We start from the raw sequence: 16,849 nt of genomic DNA, 5'->3' as shown, positions 1-16,849 counted from the left end.
TAAACTGCGCCCCATGATTAAAGATCCCTTTGCAAGACTCGGCCTGGACCGCGAGGTCCTGACCGTCAGCCAGCTCAACGGCCGCGCGCGGGTGTTGCTTGAAGATGTGTTCAGCAATATCTGGGTCGAGGGCGAAATCTCCAACCTCGCCCGCCCGGCCTCCGGCCACGTCTACTTCACCCTCAAGGACAGTGGCGCTCAGGTACGTTGCGCGCTGTTCCGGCAGAACGCCGCGCGGGTGCGCCAGGCCTTGAAGGACGGCCTGGCGGTCAAGGTGCGGGGCAAGGTTTCGCTGTTCGAAGGCCGTGGCGACTATCAGTTGATCCTCGATACCGTGGAGCCGGCCGGTGATGGCGCCCTGCGCCTGGCCTTCGATGCCCTCAAGGAAAAACTCAGCGCCGAAGGCCTGTTCAGCGCTGAACGCAAACGGCCGCTGCCAGCCCATCCGCAGCGCATCGGCATTATCAGTTCGCCCACCGGCGCGGTGATTCGCGACATCATCAGTGTGTTCCGCCGCCGTGCACCGCAGGTTGCCCTGACGCTGATCCCCACCGCCGTGCAAGGCCGCGAAGCCACCGCGCAGATCGTCCGCGCCCTGCAAATGGCCGATGCCCGGGGTTTCGATGCACTGATCCTGGCCCGCGGCGGCGGCTCGCTGGAAGACCTCTGGTGTTTCAACGAAGAAGCCGTGGCCCGTGCGGTCGATGCCTGCGTGACGCCGATTGTGAGCGCCGTCGGCCATGAAACCGATGTCTCGATCAGCGATTTTGTCGCCGACGTGCGGGCCCCTACGCCCTCGGCCGCCGCCGAATTGCTGGCCCCAGACTCCAGCGACCTGGTACGCCGCGTCGAAAGCCTGCATCGCCGGCTGGTGATGCGCATGCGCGACCGCCTGGCCCGGGACCGCCTGCGCCTGGAAGGCATGGCCCGGCGCCTGCGTCACCCCGGCGAACGCCTGCGCCAGCAGGCCCAGCGCCTGGATGACCTGGACATGCGCCTGCGCCGAGCCTTCGAACGCAGCCTCAATACCCGCCGCGAACGCCTGATCCGCCTCGAAACCCGCCTCGCCGGTCAGCACCCCGGCCGCCAACTGGCCATGCTGCGCCAGCGCCTTGAGAGCCTGGCCGAACGCTTGCCAAGGGCCATGCGCGAAGGGCTCAAATCCAGGCGCCTGCAGTTGCAGAGCCAGGTCCAGACCCTGCAGGTGGTCAGCCCCCTGGCCACCCTGGGTCGGGGCTACAGCATTCTGCTGGACGAGCGCGGCCAGGCCATTCGCAGCGCCGAACAGACCCGGCCTGGGCAACGCCTCAAAGCCAAGCTGGGCGAAGGCGAGTTGCACGTTCGCGTCGAAGATAACCACCTGACGCCCGTTACCCTTTCTCTACTGGACTGATCCATGCCGCGTTTTCTGAGCTTCGCGCTACTGCTGTGCCTGACCCTCAACGCCCAGGCCGACAGCTACATTACCCGCTTGCTTAACAAGCCGGTGCCCGGCGGGGTGGCCGTGGTCGACCTGGGTAGCGCCGCCCAGGCGCCCAAAGCCAGCTACGGGGGCAAACCGGTGCTGGTGGTCAAGGAACAGGACAACTGGCTGGCCATCGTCGGCGTGCCCCTGACCGTCAAACCAGGCACCCAGCAGATCACCGCGGGCGGGCGCAACCTGAGCTTCGTGGTCGGCAGCAAGAAATACCCAGAACAACACATCACCTTGAAGAACCAGCGTCAGGTCAACCCCAATCCGGCCGACCTCAAGCGCATCGACGGTGAACTGGCCGAGCAGATCCGCGCCTACCGCACCTTCAGTCCGAACACCCCGAGCAACCTGCTGCTGGACAAACCGGTCAACGGCCCGCTGTCGAGCAAGTTCGGGGTCCGCCGCTTCTTCAATGGCGAAGAGCGCAATCCTCACGCCGGGCTGGACTTTGCGGTGCCTGCGGGAACGCCGATCAAGACGCCCGCGGGCGGCAAGGTGATTCTGATCGGCAACTACTTCTTCAACGGCAATACGGTGTTCGTCGACCACGGCCAGGGTTTTATCAGCATGTTTTGCCACATGTCGAAAATCGACGTGAAGGTCGGCCAGCAACTGGCCCGTGGCGGCGTGGTGGGCAAGGTCGGTTCGACAGGTCGCGCGACCGGGCCGCACATGCACTGGAACGTCAGCCTGAACGATGCCCGGGTCGACCCGGCGATCTTTATCGGCGCCTTCCAGCCCTGATGGCCCCGGGCCGGCTTGCCCAGTTGAATCGCTGGCAGGCTGGCCCGCATAAATTGCGCCGCGGGAAACACTCACGCAATTAAAACCATTAATAACGGGAAATCCCGAAACAAAATCTCGCCATCTTTCGACTTTCGAGTATTCCTCTCAATTTTTTGCGGTCGCTTGCCATCTTTCACCCCAGTGGTTAGGGTTGACCTCATGAAAACCTCTCACACCCTCATCCAGCGTCGTCAACATCGAAGCCTCTGCCTCGTCAGTGCACGACTGCCAGGCTGAATCGCGGTGCCTCGTCCCCCCTGCTTCAAAAACCATTGACCCACCGGCAGGCCGCCTCTTTTCGGCCCGGACAATAAGGATTTCCCCATGAGCATGCTCAAAGACCCGTCCTCCAAGTACCGCGCGTTCCCGACCATCAACTTGCCGGATCGCACTTGGCCGTCGAAGACCATCACCAGCGCGCCGATCTGGTGCAGCTCCGACTTGCGTGATGGCAACCAGTCGCTGATCGAGCCGATGGATGCGGTCAAGAAGTTGCGCTTCTGGAAAACCCTGGTCGCCGTGGGCGTGAAAGAAATCGAAGCCTCGTTCCCAGCCGCCTCCCAGACTGACTTCGATTTCGTGCGCACCCTGATCGAAGACGGCCACATCCCGGACGACACCACCATCCAGGTGCTGACCCAAGGCCGTGAAGACTTGATCGAGCGCACCTTCGAGTCCTTGCGCGGGGCGAAAAAAGCCATCGTTCACCTGTACAACGCGACCTCCCCTTCTTTCCGCCGCATCGTCTTCAACCAGGACAAGGACGGGATCAAGGCCATTGCGGTCAACGCCGCCAAGCTGTTCGTCAAATACGCCGCCTTGCAGCCCGAAACCCAATGGCAGTTCGAGTACTCGCCGGAAACCTTCAGCGCCACTGAACTGGATTTCGCCAAGGAAGTCTGTGATGCGGTGATTGAAGTCTGGAACCCGACGCCAACCAACAAGGTAATCCTCAACCTCCCGGCCACCGTCGAATGCGCGACCCCGAACATCTATGCCGACCAGATCGAATGGTTCGGCCGCCATATCAACCGTCGTGACAGCGTGCTGATCAGCCTCCACACCCACAACGACCGTGGCACCGGCGTAGCCGCCACCGAGTTGGGCCTGATGGCCGGAGCTGACCGCGTTGAAGGTTGCCTGTTCGGCAACGGCGAACGCACCGGCAACGTCGACCTGGTGACCGTGGCCCTGAACCTCTACACCCAGGGCGTCGACCCTGAGTTGGACTTCTCGGACATCGACGGCGTGCGCAAGGTGGTGGAAGAGTGCAACCAGATTCCGGTGCACCCACGTCATCCGTACGTCGGCGATCTGGTACACACCGCGTTCTCCGGTTCGCACCAGGATGCCATCCGCAAAGGCTTCGCCCAGCAGAAGTCGGACGCCCTGTGGGAAGTGCCGTACTTGCCGATCGACCCGGCCGATATCGGTCGCAGCTATGAGGCGGTGATTCGCGTCAACAGCCAGTCGGGCAAGGGGGGTATCGCTTACCTGCTGGAGCAGGAATACGGCATCAACTTGCCGCGCCGCATGCAGATCGAGTTCAGCCAGGTGGTACAGCGTGAAACCGACCGCCTCGGCCTGGAGATGACCGCGCAGCAGATCCACGCCCTGCTCCACAGCGAGTACCTGCAAGCCAACACCCCGTATGCGCTGGTCAGCCATCGCCTGCAGGAAGAGAACGGCCACAGCGCCGTTGAAGTCGAAGTGTCGAGCAAGGGCCAGGGCGAGACCAACCTGCACTGGCGCGGCAAAGGCAACGGTGCCCTGGAGGCACTGGTGGCCGGCCTGCCAATCCCGGTGGAGATCATGGACTACAACGAACACGCCATCGGCGCGGGCACCAACGCCAAGGCCGCAGCCTACATCGAGCTGCGGGTCGACGGTGAACGTGCGGTGCATGGCGTGGGTATCGATGAAAACATCACCACTGCCAGCTTCAAGGCGCTGTTCAGTGCCCTGAACCGCTCCCTGAGCCAGCAGGAAGCCAAGGCCGCATAAACCCCGGCCGCAACGCAAAAGGCCCCGAGGTGAACGCCTCGGGGCCTTTTTATTGGGCTTGATTATTCACAGCGAGGGCTTGGCCCTCAAGCATGCACATCAACGCTGAACATGGCTTGCAACAGCGCCGCCTGCAAGGTTTGCAGGGTGCTGCTGGTGACGGCGATCTGCGCCTGGATGGTCATCACGCGCTGGGCTTTCTGCTCTTCAGTGGCCTGGCTGCGCTGCGCGCTGGCCAGCTCCTGTTGCTGCTGCGCCAACATCTTCTGCGTTTGCTCGATCTGCTTTTTCAGCTCTGCGACCGGGTCACCACCGCCTTTCACCGCATCGATACTGGCCCCGGCAGAGTCGACACGCAGCTCTTTACTGCCCCCTTCCGCCTCGCCCTCGACCGGCGCAAGTACAGCGCTGTTGGCAGTGCTCGGATCAGCACCGTTGATCAGGACCTTGGGCGCTGAGACCGGGAAAGGGTTAACCGCTGTGACGCCGATACTGGTCATGAATTGAATCTCCTTGGTTGAACCTGCTATCGACTTTCAGCGACAAATCTTGATAGGCCGCCCATGCAAAAAGCGGCCGTCGCCCTCAGGTGAACACAAAGGTATCGGCGTCCAGGTTGGCCGGGAACCGGGTGCGATAGGCCGCCAGTTCCGCCGCATCCAGGCATACCTGGAATACGCCATCGGCGTCGCCGGCGCTGAGCAGCGTCTCGCCCTGGAAATCCAGCACCTGGCTGTCACCGGTATAGGCAAAGCCTTTACCGTCGGTGCCCACGCGGTTCACAGCGGCCACATAGCACAGGTTTTCAATGGCCCGCGCCGGCAACAGGCGATTCCAGTGCTGGCGCCGCGCACCTGGCCAGTTGGCGGTGTACAGCAGCAGGTCGGTGTCGTGGGCATCGCGACTCCACACCGGAAAGCGCAGGTCGTAGCAAATCAGTGGACGCACTCGCCACCCCTTGAGCTCGAACTGCACCTGGCGCTCGCCGGGGGTGTAGTGGTTGTGCTCGCCGGCCATGCGAAACAGGTGGCGCTTGTCGTAGTGCCAGACCTCACCATCGGGCCGCGCCCACAGCAGGCGGTTGCGATGGCTGCCGTCGGCGGCCTGGACAATCACGCTACCAGTGATCACCGCACCGAGTTTCGCGGCCTGGGTGCGCAACCATTTACTGGTGGGGCCATTCTCGGCCTCGGCCAGGGTTTCGGACTCCATGGAAAATCCAGTGGTGAACATCTCGGGCAGGATAATCAGGTCCGCACCGCGGGCCTGTTCAAGTAACTGCTCGAAGTGCTCGAAGTTGGCCTGGCGATCATGCCAGGCCAGGGTGGTCTGGATCAGCGCCACATTCAGATTGGGTAACGCACTCAAATCACGCATAGCTTCTCTGCCGCTTGACGCAGCGTCTCCTCGCGCTTGGCAAAACACAGGCGTACCAGACGCTGTTCCTGCGGTGGGCTCTGGTAGAACACCGACACCGGAATGGTCGCCACGCCGTGTTCACGGGTCATCCAGATCGCCATCTCGACATCATTCAGGTCCGGACGAATCTGTGAATAGTCCACCAATTGGAAATAAGTACCGGCCACCCGGGTAAAACTGAACCGCGAAGGGGCCAGCAGATCGCAGAACAGATCACGCTTGGCCTGGTAGAACGCGGGCAGTTCTTCGACATGTTCCGGGTGCTCGGCCATGTAGTCGGCCAAAGCGTACTGCAAAGGGGTCACGCCGCAGAAGCTGACATATTGATGCACCTTGCGCAGCTCGGCGCTCAGCGCCGGGGGAGCCACCACATAACCGGTTTTCCAGCCGGTGACGTGGTAAGTCTTGCCGAACGAGCTGACCACGAACGCCCGCTGATACAGCTCCTCATGGGCCAGCACGCTGACATGGGGTACACCGTCGAACACCAGGTGCTCGTACACCTCATCGCTGACCAGGTAAATGTCGCGATCACGAATCAGCGCCGCCAACTTATCCAGCTCGGCCCGTGAGATCAGCGCGCCGCTGGGGTTGTGCGGGCTGTTGAGAATGATCATGCGGGTGCGCGGGCTCAGGGCTTCACCGAGCTTTTGCCAATCGATGGCGAAGTCCTTCACACCCAGTTGCACATGCACGCAACGGCCGCCGGCCAGCTCGACCGAAGGTTCGTAGCTGTCGTAGCACGGGTCGAAGACGATCACCTCGTCACCGCGCTGGATCACCGCCTGAATGGCGCAGAAAATCGCCTGGGTCGCGCCAGGCGTGATGGTCACTTCAGTGTCGGGATTAACCTGCACGCCATAGCTGCGGGCGATCTTGGCCGCCACTTGCTGGCGCAGCACCGGCAGCCCAGTCATGGGCGCGTATTGGTTATGGCCATTGGCGATATGCCGGCCAACGGCGTCGCGCAATGCCTGCGGCCCGTCGAAATCCGGGAAACCCTGGGACAGGTTGAGCGCACCGGTTTCGGCAGCGAGCTGAGACATTTGGGTGAAGATGGTGGTGCCGACGTTCGGCAACTTACTGGTGATCATGGGGATTCCCTGCTGAACACCCGGCTCTACGGCGGCGCGGGAGAGCCCGAGGATAGCCCAAACGCCGGCCATTAAAAAAGGGTCCATATAGGACCCTTTTTGACAGCAGCTGCAGGCTTCACGTTTTAAGCGGCAAGCGTTGAAACTTGCTGCGTGTCACTCGCCGCGGCTCACTTCTTATCGCGGCGTTTCTTGTCGGCTTTCTTGTGGTGAGTCATCAAACGGCGCTTCTTGTTCACCTGACGGTCAGTCAACGTGTTCTTGTTGCCTTCGTATGGGTTCTCGCCACCCTTGAACTCGATACGGATCGGCGTACCGACCAGTTTCAAGACACGGCGGTAGGTGTTTTCCAGGTAACGCACATACGACTTGGGCACCTTCTCGATCTGGTTACCGTGGATCACGATAATCGGCGGGTTGGCACCACCCAAGTGGGCGTAACGCAGCTTGATCCGGCGGTTGTTGACCATCGGCGGTGCGTGCTCGCCTACCGCGTCTTCCAGGATCTGGGTCAGACGGTTGGTCGGCCAGCGGGTCACTGCGGACTTGAACGAGTTCTGGACCGACGCGTAGAGGTTGCCCACGCCGGTGCCGTGCAGCGCCGAGATAAAGTGGATATCGGCGAACTCGACGAAGAACAGCCGACGTTGCAGCTCGATCTTCACGAAATCGCGCTCGCTCGGCGTCATGCCGTCCCACTTGTTGATCGCGATCACCAGTGCCCGACCGGCCTCCAGGGCAAAGCCCAGCAGGTTGAGGTCGTGGTCCACCACGCCTTCGCGGGCGTCCATCACAAAGATCACCACGTTGGCGTCTTTGATCGCCTGCAGGGTTTTCACCACCGAGAACTTTTCAACTTCCTCGTGGATCTTGCCGCGCTTGCGCACACCGGCGGTGTCGATCAGCGTGTACTTTTCCTCGTTACGTTCGAACGGGATGTAGATGCTGTCGCGGGTGGTGCCGGGCTGGTCGTAGACGATGACCCGATCCTCACCGAGCATGCGGTTGACCAGGGTCGACTTGCCGACGTTCGGCCGGCCGATGATGGCGATCTTGATCCCGTCCTTTTCGCTAGGGCCAGGAATGCGCTTGGCTTCCTCGCCTTCGGCAACGATCTCTTCCTCGCCTTCTTCCGGCTCTTCTTCATCTCTCGGGAAATCGCTCAGGGCGATCTCCAGCATCTGCGTGATGCCACGGCCATGAGCGCCGGCGATTGGAATCGCGTGGCCCATGCCCAACGGGGCGAATTCGGCGCGGGCCATTTCCGGGTCGATGTTGTCGACCTTGTTGGCGACCACGTAGGAGCGCTTGTTACGCTTGCGCAAGTGCTCGGCGATCATCTGGTCAGCCGCGGTGAAACCGGCTTTGGCGTCTACCAGGAACAGAACGACGTCGGCTTCTTCAATGGCCAGCAGCGACTGCTCGGCCATCTTTTCATCCATGCCATGTTCGTCACCGGAAATACCACCGGTGTCGACCAGAATGTAGGAGCGCCCTTGCCACTTGGCCTCACCGTATTGGCGATCACGGGTCAGACCGGACAAGTCGCCGACGATGGCGTCGCGAGTCCGAGTCAGGCGGTTGAACAAGGTGGACTTGCCGACGTTCGGTCGACCCACCAGGGCGATTACGGGAACCATGCGGCTCTCCACTGCGTTATTTCAGAAAATACAAAAGCCGCTGCGAGGCAGCGGCTGGTGCTCGGGGCAGCACGTTCAAGTGCTACGAGCCTTGCCAAGGCAAGGCCGCCTGGAGACATTGCTGCCCCCAAGCATAGTCAAACCATTACTTGATGGTCAGGGCTTCCAGTTTGCCGCTGTTGCCATACACATAAATCATGTCACCCACCACCAGCGGACGCGCACGCAGGCCGTCGCTGTCGATGCGCTGACGGCCGACGAAACGACCGTCAACCTGGCTCAGCAGATGCAGGTAACCTTCCAGGTCACCGACCGCCACGTAGCTGGAGAACACTTCCGGAGCCGACAGTTGGCGGCGAGCCAGCGAATCGTTGCTCCACAGGGCAGTGGTGGAGCGCTCGTCGACACCTTCAACGGTGCCCGACGACAGGCTCACGTACACGCTGCCAAAACCCTGGGCGACGCCGGCATAGCTGGAAGCATCACGCTGCCAGAGCGGGCGACCGCTTTCCAGGTCCAGTGCCGCAACGCGACCCTGATAGCTGGCGACATACAGGGTGCCGCCCGACAGCAGCAAGCCACCGTCGATGTCGACGACCCGATCCAGCTCGGAACGGCCCTGGGGAATAGCCACACGCTGCTCCCACACCGGCACGCCGTTGCGGATATCCAGCGCGACCACTTTACCGGTGGACAGGCCGGCAACTGCCAGGCGGTTGGTCACCACCGGAGCACTGGTACCACGCAGCGTCAGCACCGCAGGGGTGCTGTCATAGAGCCAGAGTTGGTTACCGGTGCTGGCGTCGAGGCCAATCACACGGTCGTCCTGGGTTTGCACCACCACCACATCGCCATTGCTGGCAGGTGGGGCCAAAACTTCACTGGTCACGCGAGCGCGCCATTTTTCTTCGCCGCTGGACGCATCCAGGGCAACCACTTCGCCCTTCAGCGTGCCGATCATGACCAGGCCGTAACCCACGCCAACGGCGCCGGAAACAGGCAGTTCCAGGTCCTTCTTCCATTTGACGTCGCCGTTCATGCGATCCAGGGACACCACCACGCCGGTAACGTCCGCGGCATAGATGGTGTCACCGTCGATGGCCGGAACCAGCATGTTGTAGGTTTCGCCCTGGCCGTCACCGATCGAACGGCTCCACTGCTTCTGCAGGACCACTTCTTCTTTGAAGTCGACCAGCTCAGCCGGCGGCAGTTCTTTTTTGCTGTTGCTGCTGCAACCCGCGGCCAGAATGGCCAGAGCCAGCAATGCTGCATGTTTCCAACGAATCACGTCACGCATCCCCTTTGGCCAGGTCGTCCAGCTTGATTTGTAGGCCACCGACCGCCGCTTCATCAGACAGCGCAGCCTTGGCTTTTTGGTAAGCCGCGTGGGCTTCGTCGATCCGGCCCAGCTGGACCAGCAGGTCGCCCTTGAGCTCTTCGCGAGTGGCCAGGAACGACTTGTCAGCATCGCCGTCGAGCAGCTTCAGCGCTTCATCGGCTTTGTTCTGTGCGGCCAGTACCTGCGCCAGGCGCTGACGTGCAACTTCACCCAGAGTCGGGTTCACAGGCTTGTCGGCAATCGCCTTGAGCTCACTGGCAGCATCGTCCAGCTTGCCGGTATCGACCGCGACCTTGGCCACGAACAGGCTGCCGTACTGCGCGTAGGCGGTGCCGCCGAACTCGCTGTTGAGCTTGCCGGCCAGGTCCGCAACGCGCGCCGCATCCGGCTTGCCGTCAGGGGTCAGCGTGGTTTCAAGCAATTGCTGATAGAGCATCGAGGCGCCTTGCGACTGGTTGCTCTGATACTTGTGCCAGGCCTGCCAGCCGAACACGATGACCAGCGCCAACAGGCCGCCAGTGACCAGGGGTTTGCCGTTGCGCTGCCACCAGTCTTTGAATTCCGTCAGCTGTTCATCTTCGGTACTCGACACCCCAATACTCCTTAATCGCTAAATTCGGCTGTTTGACAGCTTCAACCCTGCACGACGCAGGTGGCCAGGTGTGCAGCGAGCGCATCCCAGGCAATGCTTTGTTGTTCGCCCTGGCCACGCAGGGGTTTGAAACCTACCACTTGCTGGGCCAGTTCGTCGTCACCGAGGATCAGTGCGTACAGCGCACCGCTCTTGTCGGCCTTCTTGAATTGACTCTTGAAGCTGCCGGCGCCGGCGTTGATCTGCAGGCGCAGGTTTGGCAGTTGATCGCGAACCCGCTCGCTCAGGGCCAGGGCAGCCAGTTCGGCAGCCTCGCCAAAGGCGCAGAGGTAGACATCGACCTGACGAGAAATCTCGTCCGGGATCTGCTCCAGGGTTTCCAGCAGCAGCACCAGGCGCTCGATACCCATGGCAAAACCTACGCCCGGGGTCGGCTTGCCGCCCATCTGCTCCACCAGGCCGTCGTAACGACCGCCCGCGCAGACAGTGCCCTGGGCGCCAAGCTTGTCGGTGACCCATTCGAAAACCGTCTTGCTGTAGTAATCCAGGCCACGGACCAACTTGGGGTTGATCACGTACGGAATGCCGGCAGCGTCCAGGCGCGCCTTGAGGCCTTCGAAATGCACCCGCGACTCTTCGTCGAGGTAGTCGGCCAGTTTCGGCGCATCCACCAATACCGCCTGAGTCTCGGGATGCTTGGTATCGAGCACCCGCAGCGGGTTGGTTTTCAGACGGCGCTGGCTGTCTTCATCCAGCGACTCGAGACGGGCCGAGAGGAATTCCACCAACGCGTCGCGATAACGGGCGCGAGCCTCGGCGGTGCCCAGGCTGTTGAGTTCGAGCTTGACCGCATCACGAATACCCAGCTCGCCCCACAGGCGCCAGGTCAGCACGATCAGTTCGGCGTCGATGTCCGGACCGTCAAGGTTGAACACTTCGCAACCGATCTGGTGAAACTGGCGATAACGGCCTTTCTGCGGGCGTTCGTGGCGGAACATCGGGCCGATGTACCACAACTTCTGCACCTGGCCACCGCCGGTAATGCCGTGCTCAAGGACCGCGCGCACGCACGCGGCGGTGCCTTCCGGACGCAGGGTCAGGGAGTCGCCGTTACGGTCTTCGAAGGTGTACATCTCTTTTTCGACAATGTCGGTCACTTCACCGATGGAGCGCTTGAACAGATCGGTGAACTCGACGATCGGCATGCGGATCTGCTTGTAACCGTAGTTATCCAGCAGGCGCGCCACAGTGCTCTCGAAATAGCGCCACAGGGGCGTCTGCTCGGGCAGGATGTCATTCATGCCACGAATGGCTTGCAGAGACTTGCTCACTAAAAATCCTTAAATTCTGTTGAATCAGCCGCGCGCGATCACCGCAGCGTCAGCTTCGACCTTTTCGGCCGCTTTCTGGCGGATCAGCTTTTCCAGCTCATCCACCAGATTCTCATTCGTCAATTTCTGCGACGGCTTGCCGTCGATGTAAATCAGGTTCGGTGTACCGCCAGTCAGGCCGATATGGGCCTCCTTGGCTTCACCCGGACCGTTGACCACACAGCCGATAACCGCAACATCCAGCGGCACCAACAGGTCTTCAAGGCGCCCTTCCAGCTCGTTCATGGTCTTGACCACATCGAAGTTCTGCCGCGAGCAGCTCGGGCAGGCGATGAAGTTGATACCACGGGAACGCAGGTGCAGGGATTTGAGAATGTCGTAGCCGACTTTCACTTCCTCGACCGGGTCAGCCGCCAGCGAGATGCGAATAGTATCGCCAATCCCGTCGGCGAGCAGCATACCGAGGCCCACGGCGGATTTCACCGTGCCTGAGCGCAAACCACCGGCTTCGGTGATGCCCAGGTGCAGCGGCTGGACGATTTCCTTGGCCAGCAGGCGGTAGGCTTCGACGGCCATGAACACGTCGGAAGCCTTCACGCTGACCTTGAAGTCCTGGAAATTCAGGCGTTCCAGGTGCTCGACGTGACGCAGGGCCGACTCAACCAGGGCTGCCGGGGTCGGTTCGCCGTATTTCTTCTGCAGGTCCTTTTCCAGGGAACCGGCGTTGACGCCGATGCGGATCGGGATCCCGCGATCACGGGCGGCATCGACCACCGCACGCACACGGTCTTCACGACCGATGTTGCCCGGGTTGATCCGCAGGCAATCGACGCCCAGCTCGGCCACGCGCAGGGCGATCCGGTAGTCGAAGTGGATGTCGGCCACCAGCGGGACCTTGACCAACTGCTTGATGCGACCGAATGCTTCGGCAGCGTCCATGTCCGGGACCGATACCCGCACGATATCCACGCCTGCGGCTTCCAGGCGGTTGATCTGGGCCACGGTGGCGGCCACGTCATTGGTATCGCTGTTGGTCATGCTCTGCACCGCGATCGGGGCATCGCCCCCCACGGGCACCGAGCCGACCCAGATTTTGCGGGACTCGCGACGTTTGATTGGAGATTCGCCGTGCATGACTTATTGACCTAACTTCAGGCGAGCGGTCTCGCCACTGGTGAACGGAGCCACATCGACCGCTTGTCCGTTGTAGCTGATTTGCGCGCCACGGGCGTAGCCCAGGCGTACGGCAAATGGCGGCTTGCCCGTCACGTCGGCGGTTTCGCCTTTGCGCTTGAGGCCACTGAGCAGCACCTTGCCATTGCCATCAATGACCTGGGCCCAGCAATCAGCGATGAATTGAATCTGCACCTGGCCCGAACCGGCCACCGGGGCTGCTGCGGGGGCCTGTACGGCTGACGCGGCAGCAGTTGGTGCTGGAGTTACCGGCGCAATCGGCGCGGCAGCTGCCGGGGCGCTGACCACCGGAGCCGGCGCGGTATGGGCCGGCGCGGCAACGGTTGGAGCAGACGCCGCAGGTGCGGCAGGGCTGGCCGGGGCTTCAACCGGGGTCTGAGCCTGTGGCAGGGCGAGGTTGGTTGCGCCCCCTTCAGCCTGGCTTTCGACCACGGCCTGGTCTTCCGGCTCGTCGATCGGGTGAATCTGTGTGGTGCCATCGGCGCCTTCGACTTCGACGTGCTCCTGGCCAAACGAAGTCAGGTCCTTGCTGCGCAACGAGGTCTGGTCCTGCCACCAGATAAAGCCACCGCCGACCACCGCCACCAGCAGCAACAGGCTGACAATGCGCAAAATGGTGTGGGAAACCCTAACCGGTTCTTCAATACGACCCAAGGCATGCACGCTGCTGCCTTGAGAGTCGGAGCCGGTGTAAAGATCGAACTGCTGGACCAGGTTGGTCTGCTCCATCCCCAGCAACTTGGCGTAGGCACGGATATAACCACGGGAAAAGGTATGTCCCGGCAGCTTGTCGAAAGCACCGGTTTCCAGATTATTCAGCGAGTTCACGGTGAGATTGAGCTTCAGGGCCACTTCTGCCTGCGACCAACCATTGCTTTCGCGGGCCTGACGCAGGGTCTCACCGGGGTTTACGCGAGTCACTGCTAGAACTTCGGGATGCGCCGCTTTCATCATTGCTCCGACAGGTATTGCTGATATTCCGGCGTACCGGGATAGAGTCGTTTTAATTGCAGACCATAACTGGCGGCCTTGTCGCGATCTTCAAACACATCCGCCAGCCGAACGCCGAGCAATAGACTACGTGCATTTTGCTCGCTCAGCAGGCTAAAACGGTCGTAATAGTCGCGTGCGGGGACATAATGCCTGTCTTCGAAGGACAACTCAGCCATTTCCAACAAGGCGTGCGGTTGTTGACGATTCAGACGCAGGGCTTTTTCCAGTTGCTGCTGGGCCAACTCGCGCTGCCCCAATTTCTTTGCGGTCATGCCAAGGTTCTCGAACACGCGAGAACGCTCGGGGTACAGGGTATCAGCAGCAGCCTGTTCAAAGCGCTGATAAGCCTCTTTGTAACGTTTTTCTTCGAAGAGAAAGCTGCCGTAGTTATTGAGGATCCGAGCATCGGCAGGGCGCGCGGCCAGGGCCTTGCGAAAATGCTCGTCGGCCAGCTCCGGTTCCATCTCGGCCTGGAACACCAATCCCAGTGCAGCATTGGCATCGGCGTCCGACTCATCCAGCTCCAGGGCCTTCTTCAGCGGCACCTTGGCACGTTCGGTCAGGCCCTGCTGCAGATACCCCAAACCCAGTTGCACATAGGCCTGACGCGCTTCATCGCGGCCCTTGCTGGTGTTCAGCGGGTTGAAATCACCCGACAGAACGCAGCCAGCCGAGAGGCTGACAACCAGCAACAGCAGCGCAACGCGAAAGGTCATGGAGAGCCTCTCTCAAGTACGATTCGCGGCGCTTTGCGGCATATCGGCATCGGCGCTCAACTCGCGCACCGCAATATAGCGTTCGCTGCGACGGGTGCGGTCCAGCACCTGCCCGACCAGTTGGCCACAGGCCGCATCGATGTCTTCGCCACGGGTGGTGCGCACGGTGACGTTGAAACCGGCGTGATGCAGCTGGTCCTGGAAACGACGGATGGCATTGTTGCTCGGCCGCTCGTAACCGGAGTGCGGGAACGGGTTGAACGGGATCAGGTTGATCTTGCACGGAATGTTCTTGAGCAACTCGATCATTTCAACCGCATGCTCGACCTTGTCGTTGATGTCCTTGAGCAAGGTGTACTCGATGGTCAGCACGCGCTTTTCGCCCAGGGACGACATGTAGCGCTGGCACGACTCGAGCAGCATCTTCAGCGGGTACTTCTTGTTGATCGGCACCAACTGGTTGCGCAACGCATCGTTGGGAGCGTGCAGGGACAACGCCAGCGAGACGTCGATGTGCTTGGACAGCTCATCGATCATCGGCACCACGCCGGAGGTCGACAGGGTCACTCGGCGCTTGGAGATGCCGTAACCCAGGTCGTCCATCATCAGGTGCATGGCCGCAACGACGTTGTCGAAGTTCAGCAGCGGCTCGCCCATGCCCATCATCACCACGTTGGTGATGGCACGGTCGGCGGTCGCCGGGATGCTGCCGAACGATTTATTGGCAATCCACACCTGGCCGATGACTTCGGCGGCGGTGAGGTTGCTATTGAAACCTTGCTTGCCGGTGGAGCAGAAACTGCAATCCAGGGCACAGCCTGCCTGGGACGAAACGCACAGAGTGCCGCGTTTGCCCTGGGGAATGTACACGGTCTCGACGCAGCTGCCGGACGCCACGCGCACCACCCATTTACGGGTGCCATCGCTGGAGATATCCTCGCTGACGACTTCCGGACCGCGAACCTCAGCAATCACCTTGAGCTTGTCGCGCAAGGCCTTGCTGACGTTCGTCATGGCGTCGAAATCATCGACGCCAAGGTGGTGAATCCATTTCATTACCTGACCGGCACGGAAACGCTTCTCCCCGATTGAGTCGAAGAATTTTTCCATTTCCTGTTGAGTCAGACCCAACAGGTTGGTTTTTACAGTCGATGTAGTCATGGATTCACCTTCACTCTTAAGCCAATGCTTAGCGAGTGGTTACTTCAGTAGCAGCGAAAAAGTAAGCGATTTCGCGAGCAGCAGCGGCTTCGGAGTCCGAACCGTGAACGGCGTTGGCGTCGATGGACTCGGCGAAGTCAGCACGGATGGTGCCGGCAGCAGCTTCTTTAGGGTTGGTAGCGCCCATCAGCTCACGGTTCAGAGCGATAGCGTTTTCGCCTTCCAGAACCTGAACGACAACCGGACCGGAAGTCATGAAGGCAACCAGCTCGCCGAAGAAACCACGAGCGCTGTGCTCAGCGTAGAAGCCTTCGGCTTCAGCTTTGGACAGTTGCTTCATTTTCGAAGCTACAACGCGCAGGCCGGCTTCTTCGAAACGGGAAACGATCTTGCCGATGACGTTTTTTGCAACAGCGTCAGGCTTGATGATGGAGAAAGTACGTTGAACAGCCATGGTGTAACTCCAGAAACGGTAATTTGCGAAAAATTAAACCCGCGAATTATACGCGGGTTTATAGGGATTGCCTAACTGCGTACAGCGCGGATTCAGTCCGCTTCTTCGATCCAGGCAGCCTGAATTGCTTCAAGAACTTTCTCGCCACCGCGAGCCGGATCGTCGCTGAACTCCGGCAGTGCCAGAACCCACTTGTGCAGATCGACAAAGTTTACATAGCGCGGATCCACTTCCGGCCGGGATTCGGCCAGCTGAATCGCGATTTCCAGCACATCAACCCACTTCAGACTCATGACTATTCCTTGAATCAGTGCGGCGCTTCGGCGGCATGGTTGAGCGAGTATTTCGGGATTTCGACGGTCAGGTCTTCTTCACCGACAATCGCCTGGCAGGACAGACGCGACTGAGGCTCAAGCCCCCAGGCCTTGTCCAGCATGTCTTCTTCCAGTTCGTCCGCTTCATTCAGCGAATCGAACCCTTCACGAATCACGCAGTGGCAGGTGGTGCAGGCACAGACACCGCCGCAGGCGCTTTCGATCTCGATATGGTTATCGTGGGCCACTTCGAGAATCGAGGTACCGGGCGCAACCTCTACAACCAGACCTTCCGGGCACAGCACGGCATGTGGCAGAAAAATGATCTGCGGCATCAG

17 protein-coding genes are annotated in these 16,849 nt (G+C 60.9%); 3 read left to right on the top strand and 14 right to left on the bottom strand.

What is annotated here, in order from left to right; genetic code table 11:
• Positions 1–13 precede the first annotated feature (13 nt).
• The 3 genes from xseA (at position 14) to leuA (ending at position 4,264) form a co-directional block, all read left to right on the top strand.
• Complete coding sequence (gene xseA, locus CF161_RS20350) at positions 14–1,393, top strand: exodeoxyribonuclease VII large subunit (protein ID WP_020298488.1); 1,380 nt, start codon at positions 14–16, stop codon at positions 1,391–1,393.
• Between the two features lie 3 nt (positions 1,394–1,396).
• Entirely contained in the window at positions 1,397–2,218 is an 822-nt protein-coding gene (locus tag CF161_RS20345) for a peptidoglycan DD-metalloendopeptidase family protein (RefSeq protein ID WP_020298487.1), read from the top strand.
• Positions 2,219–2,584: 366 nt separating this feature from the next.
• A complete protein-coding gene (gene leuA, locus CF161_RS20340; protein WP_020298486.1) occupies positions 2,585–4,264 on the top strand; it encodes a 2-isopropylmalate synthase in 1,680 nt (559 codons plus the stop codon).
• Between the two features lie 86 nt (positions 4,265–4,350).
• Here leuA and CF161_RS20335 read toward each other — a convergent pair whose 3' ends face one another.
• The 14 genes from CF161_RS20335 to fdx all read right to left on the bottom strand — a co-directional run bounded on the left by CF161_RS20335 (position 4,351) and on the right by fdx (position 16,846).
• On the bottom strand, positions 4,351–4,764 hold the full coding sequence (locus tag CF161_RS20335) for a hypothetical protein (protein ID WP_020298485.1): 414 nt from the start codon (positions 4,762–4,764) through the stop codon (positions 4,351–4,353).
• An 85-nt stretch (positions 4,765–4,849) separates the two neighbouring features.
• Complete coding sequence (locus CF161_RS20330) at positions 4,850–5,641, bottom strand: amidohydrolase (protein WP_020298484.1); 792 nt, start codon at positions 5,639–5,641, stop codon at positions 4,850–4,852.
• Positions 5,629–6,777: a pyridoxal phosphate-dependent aminotransferase gene (locus tag CF161_RS20325; RefSeq protein WP_020298483.1), complete on the bottom strand. Its 1,149-nt coding sequence runs from the start codon at positions 6,775–6,777 to the stop codon at positions 5,629–5,631. Before CF161_RS20325 ends, CF161_RS20330 begins: the two co-directional genes overlap by 13 nt.
• 170 nt (positions 6,778–6,947) lie before the next feature.
• Positions 6,948–8,417, bottom strand: a complete 1,470-nt coding sequence (der, locus tag CF161_RS20320) for a ribosome biogenesis GTPase Der (protein ID WP_020298482.1) — start codon at positions 8,415–8,417, stop codon at positions 6,948–6,950.
• A 145-nt stretch (positions 8,418–8,562) separates the two neighbouring features.
• Complete coding sequence (bamB, locus tag CF161_RS20315) at positions 8,563–9,714, bottom strand: outer membrane protein assembly factor BamB (protein ID WP_020298481.1); 1,152 nt, start codon at positions 9,712–9,714, stop codon at positions 8,563–8,565.
• Complete coding sequence (locus tag CF161_RS20310) at positions 9,707–10,348, bottom strand: tetratricopeptide repeat protein (RefSeq protein ID WP_020298480.1); 642 nt, start codon at positions 10,346–10,348, stop codon at positions 9,707–9,709. The genes bamB and CF161_RS20310 overlap by 8 nt, the downstream gene beginning before the upstream one ends.
• A 41-nt stretch (positions 10,349–10,389) precedes the next feature.
• The gene (gene hisS / locus CF161_RS20305; protein WP_020298479.1) at positions 10,390–11,679 is read right to left on the bottom strand and encodes a histidine--tRNA ligase; all 1,290 of its coding nucleotides are present in this window, start codon (positions 11,677–11,679) and stop codon (positions 10,390–10,392) included.
• Between the two features lie 24 nt (positions 11,680–11,703).
• Positions 11,704–12,813 (bottom strand): flavodoxin-dependent (E)-4-hydroxy-3-methylbut-2-enyl-diphosphate synthase, encoded by a 1,110-nt coding sequence (gene ispG / locus CF161_RS20300; RefSeq protein ID WP_020298478.1) that lies wholly within the window; start codon positions 12,811–12,813, stop codon positions 11,704–11,706.
• A 3-nt stretch (positions 12,814–12,816) separates the two neighbouring features.
• A complete protein-coding gene (locus CF161_RS20295; RefSeq protein ID WP_043229924.1) occupies positions 12,817–13,824 on the bottom strand; it encodes a RodZ domain-containing protein in 1,008 nt (335 codons plus the stop codon).
• The gene (gene pilW, locus CF161_RS20290; protein WP_020298476.1) at positions 13,824–14,582 is read right to left on the bottom strand and encodes a type IV pilus biogenesis/stability protein PilW; all 759 of its coding nucleotides are present in this window, start codon (positions 14,580–14,582) and stop codon (positions 13,824–13,826) included. Before pilW ends, CF161_RS20295 begins: the two co-directional genes overlap by 1 nt.
• Before the next feature lie 12 nt (positions 14,583–14,594).
• The gene (gene rlmN, locus CF161_RS20285) at positions 14,595–15,743 is read right to left on the bottom strand and encodes a 23S rRNA (adenine(2503)-C(2))-methyltransferase RlmN (RefSeq protein ID WP_020298475.1); all 1,149 of its coding nucleotides are present in this window, start codon (positions 15,741–15,743) and stop codon (positions 14,595–14,597) included.
• 28 nt (positions 15,744–15,771) lie between these two features.
• A complete protein-coding gene (gene ndk, locus CF161_RS20280; protein ID WP_020298474.1) occupies positions 15,772–16,197 on the bottom strand; it encodes a nucleoside-diphosphate kinase in 426 nt (141 codons plus the stop codon).
• 92 nt (positions 16,198–16,289) lie between these two features.
• Positions 16,290–16,490, bottom strand: coding sequence for a Fe-S cluster assembly protein IscX (iscX, locus tag CF161_RS20275; protein ID WP_020298473.1), 201 nt, complete (start codon positions 16,488–16,490; stop codon positions 16,290–16,292).
• 14 nt (positions 16,491–16,504) lie between these two features.
• Complete coding sequence (gene fdx / locus CF161_RS20270; RefSeq protein WP_020298472.1) at positions 16,505–16,846, bottom strand: ISC system 2Fe-2S type ferredoxin; 342 nt, start codon at positions 16,844–16,846, stop codon at positions 16,505–16,507.
• Positions 16,847–16,849 lie beyond the last annotated feature (3 nt).

The organism is Pseudomonas sp. CF161 (assembly GCF_000416215.1).
Lineage (GTDB): Bacteria > Pseudomonadota > Gammaproteobacteria > Pseudomonadales > Pseudomonadaceae > Aquipseudomonas.
Note: the sequence above shows the minus strand (reverse complement) of the source record. Positions and strands in the feature narration are given on the sequence as shown.